We start from the raw sequence: 17,398 nt of genomic DNA, 5'->3' as shown, positions 1-17,398 counted from the left end.
CCTCCCTCCCTCCCTCCCTCTTCGGAGGGGAGAGATTAAGCGGCCCGCGCGAGCATCCAGTCTTCGGCTTTTGCGAGCGCCGCCGCGTCGTCGACGTCGATCCAGTCGAGGTCGCTGCAATCCACGGTGAAGGCGCGGGCGTCGGCAGCGAGCAGGCGCATGCCGTCGGTCAGCGACGGTGCGGCGAGGCTGGCGAGCGCATCGAACAGCGCCGGGCCGATCGCGAAGACGCCGGTGTCGTAGGCGTCAGCATCGGCCATGCCGCCCGCCGCGAGTTTGCCGATCTCGACGATCGCATCGCCGCGGGTGCGGACCCAGGTGACGTCGTCGGGATCGACCCAGGGATGGCCAAGGCGGCGGTCGATGCCCAGCGTCGTGCCGCCGCGCGCGCCGGTCGCGGCGAGGCGGGCATAGAGGCTGGGCGAGACCAGATGGTCGCACATCGCCAGTACCGCTTCCTCGCCGCGCAAGGCCGGGGCTGCCGCGAGGACGGAGACACCGTTGGGCTCGCGGTGGTCGCGGGTCATGACGGTGTCGACCGTCAGCGGCCAGTCGCGCGAAGAGAGGTGATCGGCGATCGCCTCCGCGCCGTAGCCGAGCACGACGACCGCGCGAGTCAGCCCAGCCTCCGCCATGCCGCACAGCGCGTGGTCGATCAGGGGGCGACCGCCGACCGGGCATAGCGGCTTGTAGGGCGCGCTGCCCCGCAAGCGGCTGCCGTGGCCGGCGGCGAGCAGGACGCCCGTCGTGATCGCCCCGGTGTCGTTCACGTCACGCGGCCGCGATGAACTTCTCGACCTCGATCTGGGCGATGTCGTCGGTCATCTGCGTGCGCGGATGCTTGCAGAAATAGGCCGAGGCGGGGTCGATGACGCCGCCGATACCGCGGTCGGCCGCGATCTTGGCGCAACGGATCATGTCGATCGCGACGCCCGCGGAGTTCGGCGAATCCTCAACCGACAGGCGCAGCTCCAGGTTCATGGGGACGCCACCGAACAGCTGGCCTTCCATGCGCAGGAAGCAGACCTTGTTGTCGTTCTGCCAAGGCACGTAATCGCTGGGGCCGATGTGCACGTTGTCGTCGTCCAGACGCTCGGCGGCGACGGACTGCACCGCCTCCGTCTTGCTGATCTTCTTCGACGCCAGACGGCGGTGGTTCGACATATTGAGGAAGTCGGTGTTGCCGCCGGTGTTGAGCTGGTAGGTGCGGTCCAGCTTCACGCCGCGCTTGGCGAACAGGTCGGTCAGCACGCGGTGGACGATCGTCGCACCCAGCTGAGCCTTGATGTCGTCACCGACGATCGGCACGCCGGCATCCTCGAACCGCTTCGCCCAGACCGGGTTCGACGCGATGAAGACGGGGATGTTGTTGACGAAGGCGACGCCTGCCTCGATCGCGCATTCGGCGTAGAACTCGGTCGCCTCCTGGCTGCCGACGGGCAGATAGTTCATCAGCACGTCGGCACCCGACGCCTTCAGCTCGGCCACGACCTGTTCCTTGGTCGGCTGCGTGTCGTTGGCGACGATGAAGGTGCGATCCTCCTTGAAGTCGGCCATGTGTTCGGCGACGCCGTCCAGCACCGCGCCCATCTTCACGATGGTGCCGGTGGCGGGCAGGTTCGCGGCGAACACGGCGGTGCAGTTCGGCTTGGCGAAGACCGCCTCCGCCACGTCCTTGCCGACCTTGCGCTGGTCGACGTCCCACGCAGCGACGACCTTGATGTCGCTCGGCTTATAGCCGCCGACTTCCCAGTGCATCAGCCCCACGGCGTCGTTGGTGCCTTCGCGGTAATATTCCAGGCCCTGCACGAGCGAGCTGGCGCAGTTGCCGATCCCGACGATCGCGATACGGATAGTGCCCATTATTGTCCCTGTTCCTTGACAAGATACTGTGCCGCCGACGCCTCGGTCGCGGCTGGAGAGATGTGGTTCCGGAACGTCCGCTCCACCCGGCGATGCCAGGCGAGGCCGGCGATCGCGACGAATGTGAGCGGTACGATCTCGAACCACCAGAAAAGACGCGGGTCGCCCATAAGGCATGCCACGAAAATCGCCAGCACCCGCATGTTCGCGGTTTCCAGCGACAGGAGCCGCATCGGCGGTACCGCGGCATCGCCGTAGCGGCGGCCGAGCGCGACGGGATCGGCGCTGCCCGCCAAGTCGCGCTCGAACGCGCCGGCCATGCGGTCGGGAACGCCGGCGAACCAGTCGTAGAAGCGGACCAGTGCGTTGCCGGCCGCGGTCGGCACCGCCATGCGTGCCACGCCCTTGATGCGGCGATGGAAACGGGTGCGCTCACCTTCGTACAGGCTCGATTGCACCGCGTGGGCGATACCGGCGGCGGTGGCGAGAACCCAGCCCTCGACCGTGCCGACCGTGAAGGCGAGCGAGACGTAGATCAGCGCGAAGACGCCGTGGTCGCACAACCCGTCGAGCATCCGCCCGAGCGCGCTCGATGTGCCGGTCGCGCGTGCGACCATCCCGTCGAGGCCGTCGGCAATCAGCCAGCCGATCGACAGCACCAGTCCCAGCAGTTCGAAGAACGGCCGGTCGAATTGCGCATAGCTGAGCGCCGCCGCAGCGCCGAGCGCGAGGCCGGCCACCGAGACCGCATTGGCGGACACGCCGCGCCGAATCCCCCAGGGCAGCAAGAGACGCCCGGTGGGATGGATCAGCCAGAGATTGGATGGGTCCTCGATCCGGCGATCGCGCGACCCGTCCGGTGGAGGCACTGTCATGGGATTTTCACATGCTCCAGCCAGGAACATTTGGCAACGTGGCGAATTGGTAACAATCGGCTAATCGTTAACGGTTCGTCGCTTCCCAAAACCTTGGCTTTATGGGCAGTTGGCCGCGAGTTCGTCGAGCCAGACGCGCGCGGTGCCGTCCGACGGCGCTCGCCAATCGCCCCGCGGGCTGACCGCGCCGCCCGACGACACCTTCGGCCCGTTGGGAAGTGCCGAGCGCTTGAACTGGCTGGTGCGGAAGAAGCGATCGAGGAATTTTTCCAGCCAGAACCGGATCGTGGGCAGGTCGTAGGCGACGCGCGCATCCTCTGGGAAGTCCGCGGGCCAGCGCCCCGCGTCCGCGTCGCGCCACGCATGCCACGCCAGGAACGCGATCTTCGACGGGGCGAGGCCGTGGCGCAGCACGTAATGCGCGAAGAAGTCGTTGAGCGCATAGGGTCCGATCTTCGACTCGGTCGATTGCAGCGCGCCGTCCGCCCCGGCGGGTACCAGTTCGGGGCTGATCTCCTGCGCCAGAATGCCGGCGAGCACCTGGTTGGTGGCCTCGTCATACTGGCCGGTGCGGATGCACCAGCGGATCAGGAACTGGATCAGCGTCTTCGGCACGCCGGCGTTGATCGCATAATGGCTCATGTGGTCGCCGACGCCATAGGTACACCAGCCGAGCGCCAGTTCGCTGAGATCGCCGGTGCCGAGCACCAGCCCGCCGCGCTGATTGGCGAGACGGAACAGATAATCCGTGCGCAGGCCCGCCTGAACATTCTCGAAGGTCACGTCGTAGACCGGTTCGCCGCGTCCGAACGGGTGATCCATGTCCTTGAGCATCTGGGTTGCGGCGGGGCGGATGTTGATCTCGTCCGCGACGATGCCGAGCGCGCGCATCAGCGCCCAGGCATGCGCCTTGGTGCCCTCGCCGGTGGCGAAACCGGGCATCGTGAAGCCGAGGATGTCGGAGCGCGGCCGGTCGAGCCGGTCCATCGCCTTTGCGGCAACGATCAGCGCGTGCGTGGAATCGAGCCCACCCGACACGCCGATCACCAGCGTCTTCGATCCGGTCGCGGACAGGCGCTTCGCCAATCCCTCGACCTGGATGTTGAACGCCTCATAACAGTCGGCGTCGCGCTTGTCCGGGTCGTTGGGAACGAACGGAAAGCGGCGGACATCGCGTTCGAGGCTGGCGTCGTTCCCATCCTCGCCGTGCGTGAAGGCGATCCGGCGGAAGCGGGTTTCGGGATGGCCGGCGAACATCGCCGCATCGTTGAAGGTGCCGAAGCGGGTCCGCTCCTGCAACAGCCGCTCGGCATCGATGTCGGCGACCGCGAGTTCGGGCGCGTGGCCGAAGCGGCTCGACCCGGCGAGCAGTTCGCCGAGTTCGTAGATCAGCCCCTGGCCGTCCCATGACAGGTCGGTGGTGCTCTCGCCCGGACCGGCGGCGGAATAGACATAGGCGCAGATCGCGCGGGCCGACTGGGCGGCGGCGAGCATCGCCCGTTCCCGCGCCTTGCCGATGACGATGTTGCTGGCCGACAGGTTGCAGCAGATCAGCGCCCCGGCCAGCGCGCCGGCGGTGGAGGGCGGCGTGGGAGCCCAGTAATCCTCGCAGATTTCCGCGTGGAAGGTGAAGAAGGGCAGGTCGGTCGCCGCGAAGAACAGGTCGACGCCGAAGGGTACGTCCTCGCCGTCGATCGCGATCGTCAGGCCGGTCAGGCCCGCGCCGCTGACGAACCAACGCTTCTCGTAATATTCGCGGTAGTTGGGCAGGAACGTCTTGGGCACCACGCCGAGGATACGACCGCGCGCGATGACGACCGCGCAATTGTAGAGGCGACCCGCCCGCTCGATCGCCGCGCCGACGATCAACACTGGCTTCAGGTCGCGGCTGGCGTCGCGGACCGCGACGATCGCCGCCAGCGACGCGCTTTGTTGCGCCGATTGCAGGTGCAGATCGTCGATCGCGTAGCTGGTCAGGTTCAGTTCCGGGAACACGACGAAGTCGACGCCGCGATCATGCGCGGTCCGGGCGAGCGCGATCGCCGCCGCCGCATTGGCGGGCGCATCGCCGACACTGGCCGGCGGCGTCGCCGCGGCGACCCGGACCATGCGCTGGCGGTGTAAAGCGTAGAACGGGTGCGTGGTCATGGCCGGCGGAATAGCGCGGGTGAGGGCGGGGCGCTATGATTCAGGATGGTCGGGTTGGGCGGGTGGGTGCTTGTGCACCTTACGATAGCGACATGTAGTTGCCGTCGCGGACGAAATTCGGCCCGGTAAGTGGGTTCGGCCTGCTTCTACAGAAGGCGTTTGCAGGACGTTCGGCCAAGTCTGGCGGCCCCGTCATGGAGCAGCTATTGATCCCAGCGGGGCTATGGTCATGCTGACGACCGGTTGGCGAAAGGATGATGATGAAACCTGGCGTCCGGCGCGCATGGCTTATCCTATGCATGATGACGATCGGGTATCAGGCGGTCGCCGCCACCGGGAATGTGTATCAGCCCGTTGAAATTTGGAAAGTCGGTGCCGACGGCAGCCGCTGTGTGGGGACGCGTCGGTTTCAGTATGCCGACAAGAAACTGGTGCTGATGATGAGCCAGCGACTGGAGAGTGACGAGCTCAGGGTCGGCTACATCGACGAAGGTGATCGCCATGATCTTTATGCGGCCGGCAAGGCGTCGATCGCGATTGGCGAGATGAAGCCTGTCGAGACGCGAGCCGTTCACGTCCCTTCGCGTTTGTTGGCGGGAGTAGAGATACTGGCCGAGGTTCCTTCGGATCTGAACCGGACGATGTCCTCCGCTTCGACATTCGGCCTAAGCGAACGTGATCGGGCGGCATTGTTCAGCGCGGTCGACTTCGGCGCGGTGCAGTCCGCCCTCGGCGAATGCAGAAAGAGCCGGCTCGCGGGTTTTGGCGTCGACCCTGAAGATTTCGGTCGCTTCGTGACGCCACCCAAGGCGATCGCCGGCAAAGAGTCGACAATTTCGCAGAGCGATTATCCCGCCGATGCCAGAAAGACACGTCAAGCCGGCATCGTGAGCATCCTCTACTCGATGGAGCCGTCCGGCACCATCGGACGGTGCATCGTCACCGGATCGTCCGGCGTTCCTTCCCTTGACGCCGCCACGTGTGACTCGCTGGTCAAGCGAACCCTGTTTCGTCCGGCGCTGGATGAGAATGGCAAGCCCGTTCGCGTGTGGAGCTCGCGGTCGGTGCATTGGACGCCTCCGCTGGATTGATCGGCCTGATATCGTGCGACTGGGCTTTGTATTTACGGGGCGGCCACCGCATCGAACGATGCCCGCTTATCCGGCCGGTTCCACATTCCCCTTTCTCCAATGCTTCCACTTCAGGACGACGGACTCACGATGACGATCACGATGTACGGCATCCGCAACTGCGACACGGTGAAGAAGGCGCGGGCGTGGCTCGATGCGAACGGCACGGCGTACGCGTTCCATGATTACAAGACGGTGGGCGTCGATGCGGAGCGGCTGGCGGGGTGGGTTGCGCGGCTGGGGTGGGAGACGCTGCTCAACCGTCGCGGGACGACGTTCCGCAAATTGCCGGAAGAGGAGCGGGGGGATCTGGATGCGGATAAGGCCACCGCGTTGATGATCGCGCATCCCTCGGCGATCCGGCGGCCGGTGGTGGAGGCGGGCGACGCGCTGCTCGTCGGTTTCGACGCGGAGGAATACGCCGCGCAATTCGGTTGAGCCGCTTGCGTAACGATCGTTGCTGGCGCAGCATCGCTTCTCGATAATAGAAGAGGATGTGATGGCGGGTTGGACGAAAACACCCTTGTGGTTTCGCACCTTGGGCGTGCTGCTGATCCTGTGGGGCGCGATGGGCGTGTTCGCTTGGGTGCAGCATGTGCGGTTGGGTGCGGAGGCGATGGGGCCGGCGACGGCGTATGATCGCGGGCTCTACGCGAGCCTGCCGGGCTGGTATGACTGGGTGTATCTGATCGCGGTGGGTGCGGGGCTGGTCGGTGCGGCGATGCTGTTGCTGGGGTCGGCGCTGGCACGGCCGGTGTTCGCAGTGTCGCTGATCGGGGTCGTGGTGATGTTCGGCTGGATGTTCCTGGCGACGGACATCATCGCGGTGAAGGGCATCCCGCTCGCGACGGGATTTCCGGTCGTGATCTTCGCGATCGCCGTTCTGCAGCTATGGCTTGCCGGTATAGCCGTGCGGCGTGGCTGGATCGGCTGAGGCGGCGGCGCTACACCGCGGGCCATGTCCACGACCTACACGCTAGATACGGCGACCAGCCGCGCCAACCCCACGCCTGCGCCGATCAAACGCCTGACCGTCCCGGCGATCCGGCGGCGGAAAGGTGCGGAGCCGCTGGTGATGCTGACCGCCTATACGGTGCGGACGGCGCAGTTGCTCGATCCGCATTGCGACATGCTGCTGGTTGGCGACAGTCTGGGGCAGGTTGTCTACGGATTGCCGTCGACGGTGCCGGTGACGCTGGAGATGATGGCGGCGCACGGCGCGGCGGTGGTCCGGGGCAGCTATCACGCGGTGGTCGTGATCGACATGCCGTTCGGCAGCTACGAAGCGTCCCCCGAACAGGCCTTTGCGAGCGCGGCGCGGCTGTTGAAGGAAACGAGTGCGGCGGCGGTGAAGCTGGAGGGCGGGGAGGCGATGGCACCGACCGTGCGCTTCCTGACGGAGCGCGGAATTCCCGTGATGGGACATGTCGGGCTGACGCCGCAGGCGGTGAACGTGCTGGGCGGTTACGGCGCGCGGGGCCGGACCGAGGCGGAGGCGGCGAAGATCGTCGCCGATGCCAAGGCGGTCGCGGAGGCGGGTGCGTTCGCGATCGTGATCGAGGGCGTCGTGGAGCCAATCGCGGTGGCGATCACGGAGGCGGTCGATTGTCCGACGATCGGCATCGGTGCGTCGGCGCAGTGCGACGGTCAGGTGCTGGTGGGCGAGGACATGCTGGGCCTGTTCGATCGGGTGCCGCGCTTCGTGAAGCGGTACGACGACCTCGCGTCGCGGATCGACGCGGCGGCGGCGACCTTTGCCGCTGAGGTGCGGTCGCGCGCGTTTCCGGGACCGGATCAGGTGTATGCGCCGAAGGACTGACCGCCGTTCCTGATCGAGGTTCAACCCCCGCTTCCCCTTGCGCGCGTCCCCGGCTATGGCGCGCGATCAACCTTTCCTGTCTTTTGGAGCCGCTGCTTGGCCCTCTCGCCGCACGATAACGAAGCCTTTCTCCGCGAAGTCGACGAAGGCGTCCGGCGCGACCGGATGACCGATTTCTGGACCCGCTGGGGCAAGCTGGCCGCCGCCGTGCTGGTGCTGGCGCTCGCGGCGTTCGGCGGGTTCCTGTACTGGCAGCACCGCCAGACCGAGGCCGCGGGCGAGCAGGGCGTGCAATTGTCGCAGGCGTTCGAGGCACTGGGATCGGGCAACGTCACCGGCGCGCAGCCGACGCTGGCGACGCTGGCGACGGACGGGCGCGACGGATACCGCGCTCTGGCGAAGTTCACGCAGGCCGATATCCTGTTGCAGAAGAACGACCTGAAGGGCGCAGCGGCCAAGTTCGCGGAGGTCGCGAGCGACACTTCGCTGGGCAAGCCGTTCCGCGATCTCGCGCTGGTCCGGCAGACCAGTGCCGAGTTCGACACGCTGAAGCCGCAGGTCGTGATCGAGCGGCTGCGACCGCTGGCGGTGCCGGGCAGCGCGTTCCTCGGCAGCGCGGGCGAGATGGTCGCGATCAGCCACCTGAACGCCGGCCGTCGCGACCTCGCGGGGCAGCTGTTCGCGCAGATCGCGCGCGACGAGGGCGTGCCCGAATCGCTGCGTCAACGCGCCGTTCAGATGGCCGGCGCGATGGGCGTCGACGCCGTACCCGTTCCCGCAGGCGCGGCCGCAAATCAGGAAGCCCGATGATGAAGTCCTTTCGCGCGCCGGCCCTGTTGCTGGCGCTGACCGCACTGAGTGCGTGCGGCATCTTTTCCGGCGGTGGCGCCAAGAAGACGCCGACGCTGGGTGAGCGCGTGCCGATCCTGACGTCGGAGAACGACGTCAAGGCCGATCCGACGATGGTGGACATCGCGGTCGCGCTGCCGGCGGCGGCGGCGAACGACGCATGGACGCAGCCGGGCGGCAATGCGGCCAAGTCGATGGGGCATCTGGCGCTGGCGGCGAACCCGGGGCGGGTCTGGCAGGCGACGATCAACGGCGGTTCCAATCGCGAACGGCTGGCGGCGACGCCGGTGGTCGCGGACGGCAAGCTGTTCATCATCGATGTCGACGCGGTCGTGCACGCCTTCGATGCACAGACCGGCGCGGTGCTGTGGTCGCAGAAGATCACCTCCAACGACGAGAACCGCAGCGCGCGCTTCGGTGGCGGCGTCAGTTACGAGGAGGCGAAGCTGTACGCCACCGACGGGCTGGGCGACGTCGTCGCGCTGAACGCCGCGGACGGCAAGGAACTGTGGCGCTCGAAGCCGGGCGGACCGCTGCGTGGCAGTCCGACGGTTGCCAACGGCAACGTGTACGTGATTTCGCAGGACAACCAGATCTTCTCGCTCGGCCAGACCGACGGCAAGGTGCAGTGGGTGCAGGCGGGGACGCTGGAGACGCAGGGCGTGTTCGGCGTCGCCGCGCCGTCCGCCAGCCAGGGATCGGTCGTCGCCGGCTTCTCGTCGGGCGAGCTGAGCGCATACCGGTACGAGAATGGCCGCGTGCTGTGGCAGGACGCGCTGTCGCGCACGTCGATCACGACCTCGGTATCAAGCCTCGCGGACATCGATGCGGAGCCGGTGATCGAGGGCGGACGCGTCTACGCGGTCGGGCAGGGCGGGCGCATGGTCGCGCTGGAACTGGCGACGGGCCAGCGCCTTTGGGAGCAGAACCTCGCCGGCATCTCCACGCCGTGGATCGCGGGCGAATGGCTGTTCGTGGTGACCGACGACGCGCGGCTCGCGTGCCTGTCGCGGGCCAGCGGCAAGGCACGCTGGCTGGCGCAACTGCCGCGGTTCCGCAACATCAAGAAGCGGTCGGGGCCGATCACGTGGTTCGGGCCGGTACTGGCGGGCGACCGGCTGGTGCTGACCAACTCGCGCGGGCAGTTGGTGTTCGTCTCGCCGACGGACGGCGCGGTGGGGCAGACGGTGGAGACGGGCACGCCGTTCGCCCTGCCGCCGATCGTGGCGAACTCGACGGTGTACACGGTGGACCAGCGCGGGCGGGTTTCGGCGTATCGGTGAAGGGGCGGTCGGTCTGGCGGGTGCGCCGGGCCGCCGCCATTTTTTGGTCGTTGCGGGGTAGTGCGGTTGCCGTCGCTACGCGGTCGCTGGGTTCACGCGTCCCTCCCGACACGGCGTCACCGCGGCGAAAGCTGGGGCCTTGTGGTGGTCCAAGAGGCCCTCTCCTCAGGAAGATCCCAGCGTTTGCTGGGGCGACGGCTAGAATTCGGTAGCGGGTGGCCGCTACGCCTCCCGACTCGCAACAGGGGTTTTAGCGGACCGCCACCTCCGCTACGGCAGGCATCATGCCAAAACTCCCCGTGGTCGCGATCGTCGGCCGGCCCAATGTCGGCAAGTCGACTTTGTTCAATCGCCTCGTCGGTAAGAAACTCGCGCTGGTCGACGACCGCCCGGGGGTGACTCGCGACCGCCGCGAGGGGGACGCCCATTTGCTGGGCATGGACTTCCGCATCATCGATACCGCCGGGTACGAGGATCACGATGCGGAGACGCTGCCCGGCCGGATGCGGTTGCAGACCGAGGCGGCGGTGGCGCAGGCGGACGTGGCGCTGTTCCTGTTCGACTCGCGCGCGGGCATCGTTCCCCTGGACGAGGAGATCGCGCGGTGGCTGCGCCAGTCGAGCACGCCGGTGATCCTGGTCGCGAACAAGGCCGAGGGGCGGAGCGGCGAGCAGGGCATCCTCGAGTCGCTGTCACTGGGTTTCGGTGATCCCGTCCAGGTGTCGGCCGAGCATGGCGAAGGGCTGGGCGACCTGTTCGAAGCCTTGTTACCGCTGATCGAGGGTGCCGAGACGGACGTCGAGGAAGAGGATGACGACCGGCCCGATGCCCCGCTGAAGCTGGCGATCGTCGGGCGACCGAACGCGGGGAAGTCGACGCTGATCAACCGCATCCTGGGGCAGGACCGGCTGATTACCGGCCCGGAGGCGGGGATCACACGCGACTCGATCGCGATCGACTGGGTCTGGCATCCGCCGGGCGGCGGCGAGCATCCGGTGCGGCTGATCGACACGGCGGGCATGCGCAAACGTGCCAAGGTGCAGGACAAGCTGGAGAAGTTGTCCGTTGCCGACGCGCTGCACGCCGTCGATTTTGCGGAGGTCGTCGTGCTGCTGCTCGACGCAACGCTCGGACTGGAGGCGCAGGATCTGCGCATCGCCGATCGTGTGCTGGAGGAAGGTCGGGCGCTGATCATCGCGCTGAATAAATGGGATGTCGCGGAGAATGCGTCGTCGCTGTTCAACGGCGTCAAGCGCGCGCTGGAGGACGGGCTGAGCCAGGTGAAGGGCGTCACCGTCGTCACCGTGTCCGGTGCGACCGGGCGCGGCATCGACCAGATGATCGGTGCGGCGTTCGAGGCGCGCGACGCGTGGTCGAAGCGTGTCGGGACGGGCGAACTCAACCGCTGGTTCGAGCGCGCGATCGACGCCAATCCGCCGCCGGCCGCCGGGGGAAAGCGGATCAAGATGCGCTACGTCACGCAGGTGAAGACGCGACCGCCCAGCTTCGTGATCTTCGGCACCCGCGTCGACCAGCTTCCGGCCAGTTACGAACGGTATCTGGTCAATTCGATGCGCAAGGAGCTCGGGTTCGGCGCAGTTCCCGTGCGACTGACGCTGCGCGCACCCAAAAACCCGTTCGATCCATAAAAGTTACCGGTCTGTTCGCAACCATTGCTTTACCCGTTCCGGCTATAGGTCGGTTTGGGATCAGCAGCAGGAAGTGCGAAACGTGTCGTTCGAAGGCAGCAGTTTGGTCGACTGGACCGCCTACAACCAGGCGCGGTCGGAACTGGGCGCGGGCTTTGTCCGCATCCTGGGCTATTTTCGCGAGGACGGGGTCAAGTCCGTGATCGCGATCGAATCGGCGATGCGCGCGAACAACGCCGCCGCATTGGTCATTCCGGCGCATACGCTGAAGGGGGAGGCGCGGCAGTTTGGCGCGGAACCGCTGGGCATGCTGGCGGAGAAGATCGAGAACATCGGCCGCGACTGCGTCGAGGCGCAGGACACGCCGGAAGAGGCGCTGTCGCCGGTCGCTCGCTTGCGCCCGCTGTTCGAAGAGACGCTGACGCTGCTGGAGCGGGAGGCCAGCCCCGTCGTTGCGGTCCGCCGCCCGACTGGCGGTGGCTTCGGTCGTCGCAGCGTTCCCGCAGGTATGTGAGACGATCCCGGGCCGGCGCATGCCGACCCGGGATAGCCCTGTTCAGGCGAAGCTGACCGACGTGCGGCGGCGGCGGCGGCGGAGCGAGCCGCCAACCGCGCCGACGCCCAGCATCATCATCGCCCACGTCGCCGGCTCCGGCACTGCGCCGCCGACCATCGACCGACGAATGAACGCCTGATGGATGCTGACCGGTACGAAGCCGCCAAGCTCGCCGAAGCTGTTGTTGAGCACATTATCGACGTCGCCGAAATTCATGCCGAACGACGAGATGAACGACGTCACCGTCGCAATGCGTCCGTTCACGAAGCTGGGACCGCCCGAGTCGCCGCCGGCGATCATGACCTCGGTTGCACCGCGGCCGAGATCGCAGAAGCCGTTGCCGGCCCCCAGCGCGACGGCAATCCGGCAGCCGCTGTCCTGTGCAGTGGAGCCATTGTCGAAATCCGCGAGCATGATGCGGCTCTTCGCCGCGTCGCCGCCGAACGCCGACAGGAACTGGCCGTTGAAAGCGGCATCGCCGATCGCATAATCGAACGTGTTGTCACCCTGGCGACGGCGCCCCGTGCCGAGGTTGGCGCCGACCGAACCGCCGGTATCCGAACGACGACCGAAGCCGGAGACATTGAAGTCCGTGCCGGTCAGGTCATCGGTGAACAGGCCGTAGCTGGTGGCGAACGCCGGGGCCAGATCAGCGAGGCGGAGAACGGCGATGTCGTTCTCGTCGACGACCTGGCCGGTGTAGCCGGCGTTGACGAAATAGGCCGACACATCGACGGCGGTCGCCAGCGGGCTGTTGCTGGGAACCACGTCCTGATCGGAACCACCGTAGAAATAAGCCGTGGTCTTGATCGGGGTTGCCGTGCCGGCCCCACCGCTGACGCAGTGTGCGGCGGTCACGATCGACTGACGATCGCCCAAGAGCGAGCCCGAGCAGATGAAGTTGCCGGCGGCCGTTTCCATGATCAGTGACACGACGCCGCTGTAGCGGGCGGCGGTCGCGGCATAGAGCGGGTTGCCGCCGCCCGCGAGCGTCGCCGTCGACGTCTGGCCGACGATGGTCGGAGCCGAAATGGCGGTCAGCGACACGGCCGATGCCGGTGCAGCAACGCTCAGCGCCAGAGTCGCGCCGAGCGCGCCCAAAATGACGTTCTTCAAGATTATTCCCCTATTCCCCCGACGAAAGCGAGTTTCGCTTGGCGTCAGAGGTTGCTTAACAGGGGATTTACCATTTCCAACGATGAAATTCGGATGTCGTCTCTTTTTGGATCATCCGGGGACGTGTCGACGTCGATCGACGTTCACGCCAACGCGGCATCCGCCCCCATCAGCTTCGGGAAAAACCCTTCGTGCGCGGCGCGGAGCGTATCGAGCGCGACAACGTCGTCCCGGTCGGGACGTTCGAATATCAAACGCTTGCCCCCCGTGCGGCCGAGCGGCTCGACCTCGATATCGGCACCGTGCGCCTCCGCCAGGAAGTCGAGCAGGGCGGGATCGTGGACCGTGACGATGTAGACGCCCTGATCCTCGGCGAAGAAGCTGCGCGCGCAATCGAACGGCTGTTTGCGGTCGATCATCGCGCCGATGCCGCTGGCCAGCGCCATTTCCGCGACCGCCACGGCGACTCCGCCGTCCGCCACGTCGTGGCAGGCGGTGACCTGACCCGCCTCGATTCGCGCGCGGATGAAGTCGCCGGTGCGACGCTCCGCGGCGAGGTCGACGGGCGGCGGCGGGCCTTCCTCGCGGCCATGCACCTCGCGCAGCCACAGCGACTGGCCGAGATGGCCGCCGCGCGTACCGACCGCGAGGATGATGTCGCCGGTGCCCTTGAAGGCGATCGTGACGTTCTTCTGCCAGTCGGCGAGCAGGCCGATCGCGCCGATCGCGGGCGTCGGCAGGATCGCCGAGCCGCCGCCGGTCGCCTTCGATTCATTGTAGAGCGAGACGTTGCCGGACACGATCGGGAAGTCGAGCGCGCGGCAGGCGTCGCTCATCCCCTCCAGACAGCCGACGATCTGGCCCATGATCTCCGGCCGCTGCGGGTTGGCGAAGTTCAGGCAGTTGGTGACGGCCAGCGGGTTGCCACCGACCGCGGTGATGTTGCGCCACGCCTCCGCCACCGCCTGCTTGCCGCCCTCGACCGGGTCGGCGAAGCAGTAGCGCGGCGTGCAGTCGGTGGTGATCGCCAGCGCCTTGTCGGTGCCGTGGACGCGGACGACGGCCGCGTCGCCACCGGGGCGCTGCACGGTGTCCGCGCCGACCATGTGATCGTACTGCTCCCAGATCCAGCGGCGCGAGGCGATGTCGGGCGACCCCATCAGCGTCGTCAGGTCGGCCGCGATGTCCTTGCACCCCGGCACGTTGTCGAGCGGCGCGGGCTTCGGCGTCGGAACGTGCGGACGGTCGTACAGCGGTGCTTCGTCGGCAAGCGGGCCGAGCGGGATGTCGCACACCGTCTCGCCCTTGAAGGTGAGGACCATGCGGCCGGTATCGGTGACGCGGCCGATGACGGCGAAGTCGAGTTCCCATTTGCGGAAGATCGCCTCCGCCTCGGCCTCGCGGCCGGGCTTCAGGACCATCAGCATGCGCTCCTGCGATTCGGAGAGCATCATCTCGTACGGCGTCATGCCGGTTTCGCGCTGGGGTACGTCGTCCATCACCAGTTCGATGCCGACGCCGCCCTTCGACGCCATCTCGACCGAGGAGGAGGTCAGGCCGGCCGCGCCCATGTCCTGGATCGCGACGATCACGTCGGTAGCCATCAGCTCCAGGCACGCCTCGATCAGCAGCTTTTCGGTGAAGGGATCGCCGACCTGTACCGTGGGCCGCTTGGCGTCGGCGTCGTCGCCGAAATCGGCGGACGCCATCGTCGCGCCGTGGATACCGTCGCGACCGGTCTTGGAACCGACATAGACGATCGGATTACCGATGCCGGAGGCCGCGGAATAGAAGATCTTGTCCTGATCGGCGATCCCGACCGTCATCGCGTTGACGAGGATATTGCCGTCATAGGCGGGGTGGAAATTCACTTCGCCGCCGACCGTCGGAACGCCGACGCAATTGCCGTAGCCGCCGATGCCGTGGACGACGCCCGCGATCAGGTGGCGCATCTTGGGGTGGTCGGGTCGGCCGAAGCGCAGCGCGTTCATGTTGGCGATCGGCCGCGCGCCCATCGTGAACACGTCGCGCAGGATGCCGCCGACGCCCGTCGCGGCACCCTGATAGGGTTCGATGTAGGAGGGGTGGTTGTGCGACTCCATCTTGAAGATCGCGGCCTGGTTGTCGCCGATATCGACGACGCCGGCATTCTCGCCCGGCCCGCAGATCACCCGCGGTCCGGTGGTCGGCAGCTTCTTGAGATGGATGCGGCTGGATTTGTAGCTGCAATGCTCCGACCACATCACCGAGAAGATGCCGAGCTCGACGAGGTTGGGTTCCCGCCCGAGCGCGTGCAGGACGCGGTCATATTCCTCGGTGGACAGGCCGTGCTCGGCAACGATCTCGGGCGTGATCTGGGTCATGGGGCGGCTTTAGCGGCGACCGTTCGCCGCGTCACCCCGCCCAGGTTAATCGAACGGCGGCTGGTGATAGCCCTTGGGCGACACGGTGAAGATCTCACAGCCGTCGTCGGTGATGCCGATCGAATGTTCGAACTGCGCCGACAGCGACCGGTCGCGAGTCACCGCCGTCCAGCCGTCGTCAAGCAGCTTCACGTCGGGGCGGCCGATGTTGATCATCGGTTCGATCGTGAAGATCATGCCGGGCCGCAGTTCCGGGCCGGTGCCGGGGCGGCCGACATGGACGACCTCCGGCGCGTCGTGGAACAGGCGGCCGACGCCGTGGCCGCAGAAATCGCGGACGACGCCGTAGCGGTGCTTTTCGGCGTGGCGCTGGATCGCATGCGCGACGTCGCCCATGTGGTTGCCGGGTTTCGCCTGCTCGATGCCGAGCATGAGGCATTCGTAGGTGACCTCGACGAGGCGCTTCGCCTTCAGCGGAACGTCGCCGATCAGGTACATGCGGCTCGAGTCGCCGTGCCAGCCGTCGACGATCGGGGTGACGTCGACGTTGACGATATCACCCGACTTCAGCGTCTTCTCCGACGGGATGCCGTGGCAGACGACGTGGTTGATCGAGATACAGGTCGAATGCGTATAGCCGCGATACCCCAGCGTCGCGGGAACGCCGCCACCGGCCAGCACGAAGTCGTAGATCAGACGGTCGAGTTCGGCGGTCGTCACGCCGGGCACCATGTGCGGCACCAGCATGTCGAGCGTTTCGGCGGCGAGCTTGCCCGCCTTGTGCATGCCGACGAAGGCGGCGGGGCCGTGGAGCTTGATGGCGCCGGTGCGGGCTTCGGGCGCGTCGGAGGTGACGGTCACGTATTCGGTCATATCCGCGGATATAGCGTGGCGGGCGCGGCTTTGCGAGGCTATGCGAGCGGGATGGAGAGCAGCCGCATCTGGACCGCCGCCCTCGTCGTGATCGGCGACGAGATCCTGTCCGGCCGGACGCAGGACAAGAACGTCGCCCAGCTGGCGGCGTGGCTCAATGTCCAGGGCATTCGCCTCAGCGAAGTGCGCGTCGTAGCCGATCGCGAGGAGGCAATTGTCGAGGCGGTGAATACACTGCGTGCGCGCAACGATTACCTGTTCACCACCGGCGGCATCGGCCCGACGCACGACGACATCACCGTCGATGCGATCGCGACGGCGCTGGGCGTCGGCGTAGTGCACCATCCGGACGCGCTGGCGACGCTGGACGCCTATTACCAGACGCGGGGCGGCATGACCGAGGCGAGGGCACGGATGGCACGCGTGCCCGAAGGCGCGACGCTGATCGAGAACCGCGTGTCGGGCGCGCCGGGCATCCGCTGGGGCAACATCTTCATCATGGCGGGGGTGCCGCACATCACCGCCGGGATGCTCGACCGGCTGACCGGAACACTGGAGGGCGGCCGCCCCGTCGTGTCGCGCACCATCGGTTGCTGGGTCGCCGAAAGCGAGGTCGCGGACCTGCTCCGCACGACCGAGAAGGCGTATGCGCAGGCCGAGGGCGGGATCGCGATCGGCAGCTATCCCTTTTTCCGCGACGGGCGCGTCGGTGCGAACTTCGTCGTGCGCAGCCCGGATGCGGCTCATGTCGATGCGTGCATCGCGGACCTGAGCGCGGCGCTGGTCGCCACCGGACGCGAGGTCACGGACGGCGGCATCTGAGATATTGCCGCATCATCCGTGGGTTGATGAAGCTCCTGTCATCAAACTGACG

16 protein-coding genes are annotated in these 17,398 nt (G+C 67.0%); 9 read left to right on the top strand and 7 right to left on the bottom strand.

Annotated elements, in window-relative coordinates:
* Positions 1–35 precede the first annotated feature (35 nt).
* The 4 genes from AC0CH8_RS18365 to AC0CH8_RS18350 form a co-directional block, all read right to left on the bottom strand.
* Complete coding sequence (locus tag AC0CH8_RS18365) at positions 36–770, bottom strand: phosphocholine cytidylyltransferase family protein (protein WP_465241123.1); 735 nt, start codon at positions 768–770, stop codon at positions 36–38.
* A gap of 1 nt (position 771) precedes the next feature.
* Positions 772–1,863: an inositol-3-phosphate synthase gene (locus AC0CH8_RS18360; RefSeq protein ID WP_465241122.1), complete on the bottom strand. Its 1,092-nt coding sequence runs from the start codon at positions 1,861–1,863 to the stop codon at positions 772–774.
* Complete coding sequence (locus AC0CH8_RS18355; protein ID WP_465241121.1) at positions 1,863–2,738, bottom strand: CDP-alcohol phosphatidyltransferase family protein; 876 nt, start codon at positions 2,736–2,738, stop codon at positions 1,863–1,865. Before AC0CH8_RS18355 ends, AC0CH8_RS18360 begins: the two co-directional genes overlap by 1 nt.
* Before the next feature lie 99 nt (positions 2,739–2,837).
* Complete coding sequence (locus AC0CH8_RS18350) at positions 2,838–4,886, bottom strand: NAD(+) synthase (protein ID WP_465241120.1); 2,049 nt, start codon at positions 4,884–4,886, stop codon at positions 2,838–2,840.
* Positions 4,887–5,185: 299 nt separating this feature from the next.
* On the opposite strand from AC0CH8_RS18350, the gene AC0CH8_RS18345 reads away from it, so the two are divergent.
* From AC0CH8_RS18345 to AC0CH8_RS18310, 8 genes are all read left to right on the top strand, one after another.
* Positions 5,186–5,977: an energy transducer TonB gene (locus tag AC0CH8_RS18345; protein ID WP_465241119.1), complete on the top strand. Its 792-nt coding sequence runs from the start codon at positions 5,186–5,188 to the stop codon at positions 5,975–5,977.
* Positions 5,978–6,106: 129 nt separating this feature from the next.
* On the top strand, positions 6,107–6,454 hold the full coding sequence (locus tag AC0CH8_RS18340) for an ArsC family reductase (RefSeq protein WP_465241118.1): 348 nt from the start codon (positions 6,107–6,109) through the stop codon (positions 6,452–6,454).
* 61 nt (positions 6,455–6,515) lie between these two features.
* Positions 6,516–6,950, top strand: a complete 435-nt coding sequence (locus tag AC0CH8_RS18335; RefSeq protein WP_465241117.1) for a hypothetical protein — start codon at positions 6,516–6,518, stop codon at positions 6,948–6,950.
* Between the two features lie 24 nt (positions 6,951–6,974).
* Entirely contained in the window at positions 6,975–7,835 is an 861-nt protein-coding gene (gene panB, locus AC0CH8_RS18330) for a 3-methyl-2-oxobutanoate hydroxymethyltransferase (RefSeq protein ID WP_465241116.1), read from the top strand.
* Positions 7,836–7,931: 96 nt separating this feature from the next.
* Positions 7,932–8,645, top strand: coding sequence for a tetratricopeptide repeat protein (locus AC0CH8_RS18325; RefSeq protein WP_204198742.1), 714 nt, complete (start codon positions 7,932–7,934; stop codon positions 8,643–8,645).
* Positions 8,642–9,967: an outer membrane protein assembly factor BamB family protein gene (locus AC0CH8_RS18320; RefSeq protein WP_204198743.1), complete on the top strand. Its 1,326-nt coding sequence runs from the start codon at positions 8,642–8,644 to the stop codon at positions 9,965–9,967. The genes AC0CH8_RS18325 and AC0CH8_RS18320 overlap by 4 nt, the downstream gene beginning before the upstream one ends.
* Positions 9,968–10,251: 284 nt before the next feature.
* Entirely contained in the window at positions 10,252–11,616 is a 1,365-nt protein-coding gene (der, locus tag AC0CH8_RS18315) for a ribosome biogenesis GTPase Der (RefSeq protein WP_465241115.1), read from the top strand.
* A gap of 82 nt (positions 11,617–11,698) precedes the next feature.
* A complete protein-coding gene (locus AC0CH8_RS18310; RefSeq protein WP_204198745.1) occupies positions 11,699–12,130 on the top strand; it encodes an Hpt domain-containing protein in 432 nt (143 codons plus the stop codon).
* A gap of 42 nt (positions 12,131–12,172) precedes the next feature.
* Here AC0CH8_RS18310 and AC0CH8_RS18305 read toward each other — a convergent pair whose 3' ends face one another.
* From AC0CH8_RS18305 to map, 3 genes are all read right to left on the bottom strand, one after another.
* Positions 12,173–13,288 carry a trypsin-like serine protease gene (locus AC0CH8_RS18305; protein WP_465241114.1) on the bottom strand — a complete coding sequence of 372 codons (1,116 nt, stop codon included), beginning with the start codon at positions 13,286–13,288 and terminating at the stop codon, positions 12,173–12,175.
* 143 nt (positions 13,289–13,431) lie between these two features.
* Entirely contained in the window at positions 13,432–15,651 is a 2,220-nt protein-coding gene (gene purL / locus AC0CH8_RS18300; RefSeq protein WP_465241113.1) for a phosphoribosylformylglycinamidine synthase subunit PurL, read from the bottom strand.
* 45 nt (positions 15,652–15,696) lie between these two features.
* Positions 15,697–16,524, bottom strand: coding sequence for a type I methionyl aminopeptidase (gene map, locus AC0CH8_RS18295; protein WP_211534425.1), 828 nt, complete (start codon positions 16,522–16,524; stop codon positions 15,697–15,699).
* A 51-nt stretch (positions 16,525–16,575) separates the two neighbouring features.
* Here map and AC0CH8_RS18290 point away from each other — a divergent pair, with 51 nt between their 5' ends.
* Positions 16,576–17,346, top strand: a complete 771-nt coding sequence (locus tag AC0CH8_RS18290) for a competence/damage-inducible protein A (protein WP_465241112.1) — start codon at positions 16,576–16,578, stop codon at positions 17,344–17,346.
* The last annotated feature ends 52 nt before the right edge of the window (positions 17,347–17,398 follow it).

This window comes from Sphingomonas sp. AC435 (assembly GCF_979253005.1).
Note: the sequence above shows the minus strand (reverse complement) of the source record. Positions and strands in the feature narration are given on the sequence as shown.

What these genes read in the sequence shown, in the direction of transcription:
- AC0CH8_RS18360 (WP_465241122.1), bottom strand. Translation starts at nt 1,863, where the DNA reads ATGGGCACTATCCGTATCGCGATCGTCGGGATCGGCAACTGCGCCAGC.
- AC0CH8_RS18355 (WP_465241121.1), bottom strand. Translation starts at nt 2,738, where the DNA reads ATGACAGTGCCTCCACCGGACGGGTCGCGCGATCGCCGGATCGAGGAC.
- AC0CH8_RS18350 (WP_465241120.1), bottom strand. Translation starts at nt 4,886, where the DNA reads ATGACCACGCACCCGTTCTACGCTTTACACCGCCAGCGCATGGTCCGG.
- AC0CH8_RS18345 (WP_465241119.1), top strand. Translation starts at nt 5,186, where the DNA reads ATGATGACGATCGGGTATCAGGCGGTCGCCGCCACCGGGAATGTGTAT.
- AC0CH8_RS18340 (WP_465241118.1), top strand. Translation starts at nt 6,107, where the DNA reads ATGACGATCACGATGTACGGCATCCGCAACTGCGACACGGTGAAGAAG.
- AC0CH8_RS18335 (WP_465241117.1), top strand. Translation starts at nt 6,516, where the DNA reads ATGGCGGGTTGGACGAAAACACCCTTGTGGTTTCGCACCTTGGGCGTG.
- panB (WP_465241116.1), top strand. Translation starts at nt 6,975, where the DNA reads ATGTCCACGACCTACACGCTAGATACGGCGACCAGCCGCGCCAACCCC.
- AC0CH8_RS18320 (WP_204198743.1), top strand. Translation starts at nt 8,642, where the DNA reads ATGATGAAGTCCTTTCGCGCGCCGGCCCTGTTGCTGGCGCTGACCGCA.
- der (WP_465241115.1), top strand. Translation starts at nt 10,252, where the DNA reads ATGCCAAAACTCCCCGTGGTCGCGATCGTCGGCCGGCCCAATGTCGGC.
- purL (WP_465241113.1), bottom strand. Translation starts at nt 15,651, where the DNA reads ATGACCCAGATCACGCCCGAGATCGTTGCCGAGCACGGCCTGTCCACC.
- map (WP_211534425.1), bottom strand. Translation starts at nt 16,524, where the DNA reads ATGACCGAATACGTGACCGTCACCTCCGACGCGCCCGAAGCCCGCACC.
- AC0CH8_RS18290 (WP_465241112.1), top strand. Translation starts at nt 16,576, where the DNA reads ATGGAGAGCAGCCGCATCTGGACCGCCGCCCTCGTCGTGATCGGCGAC.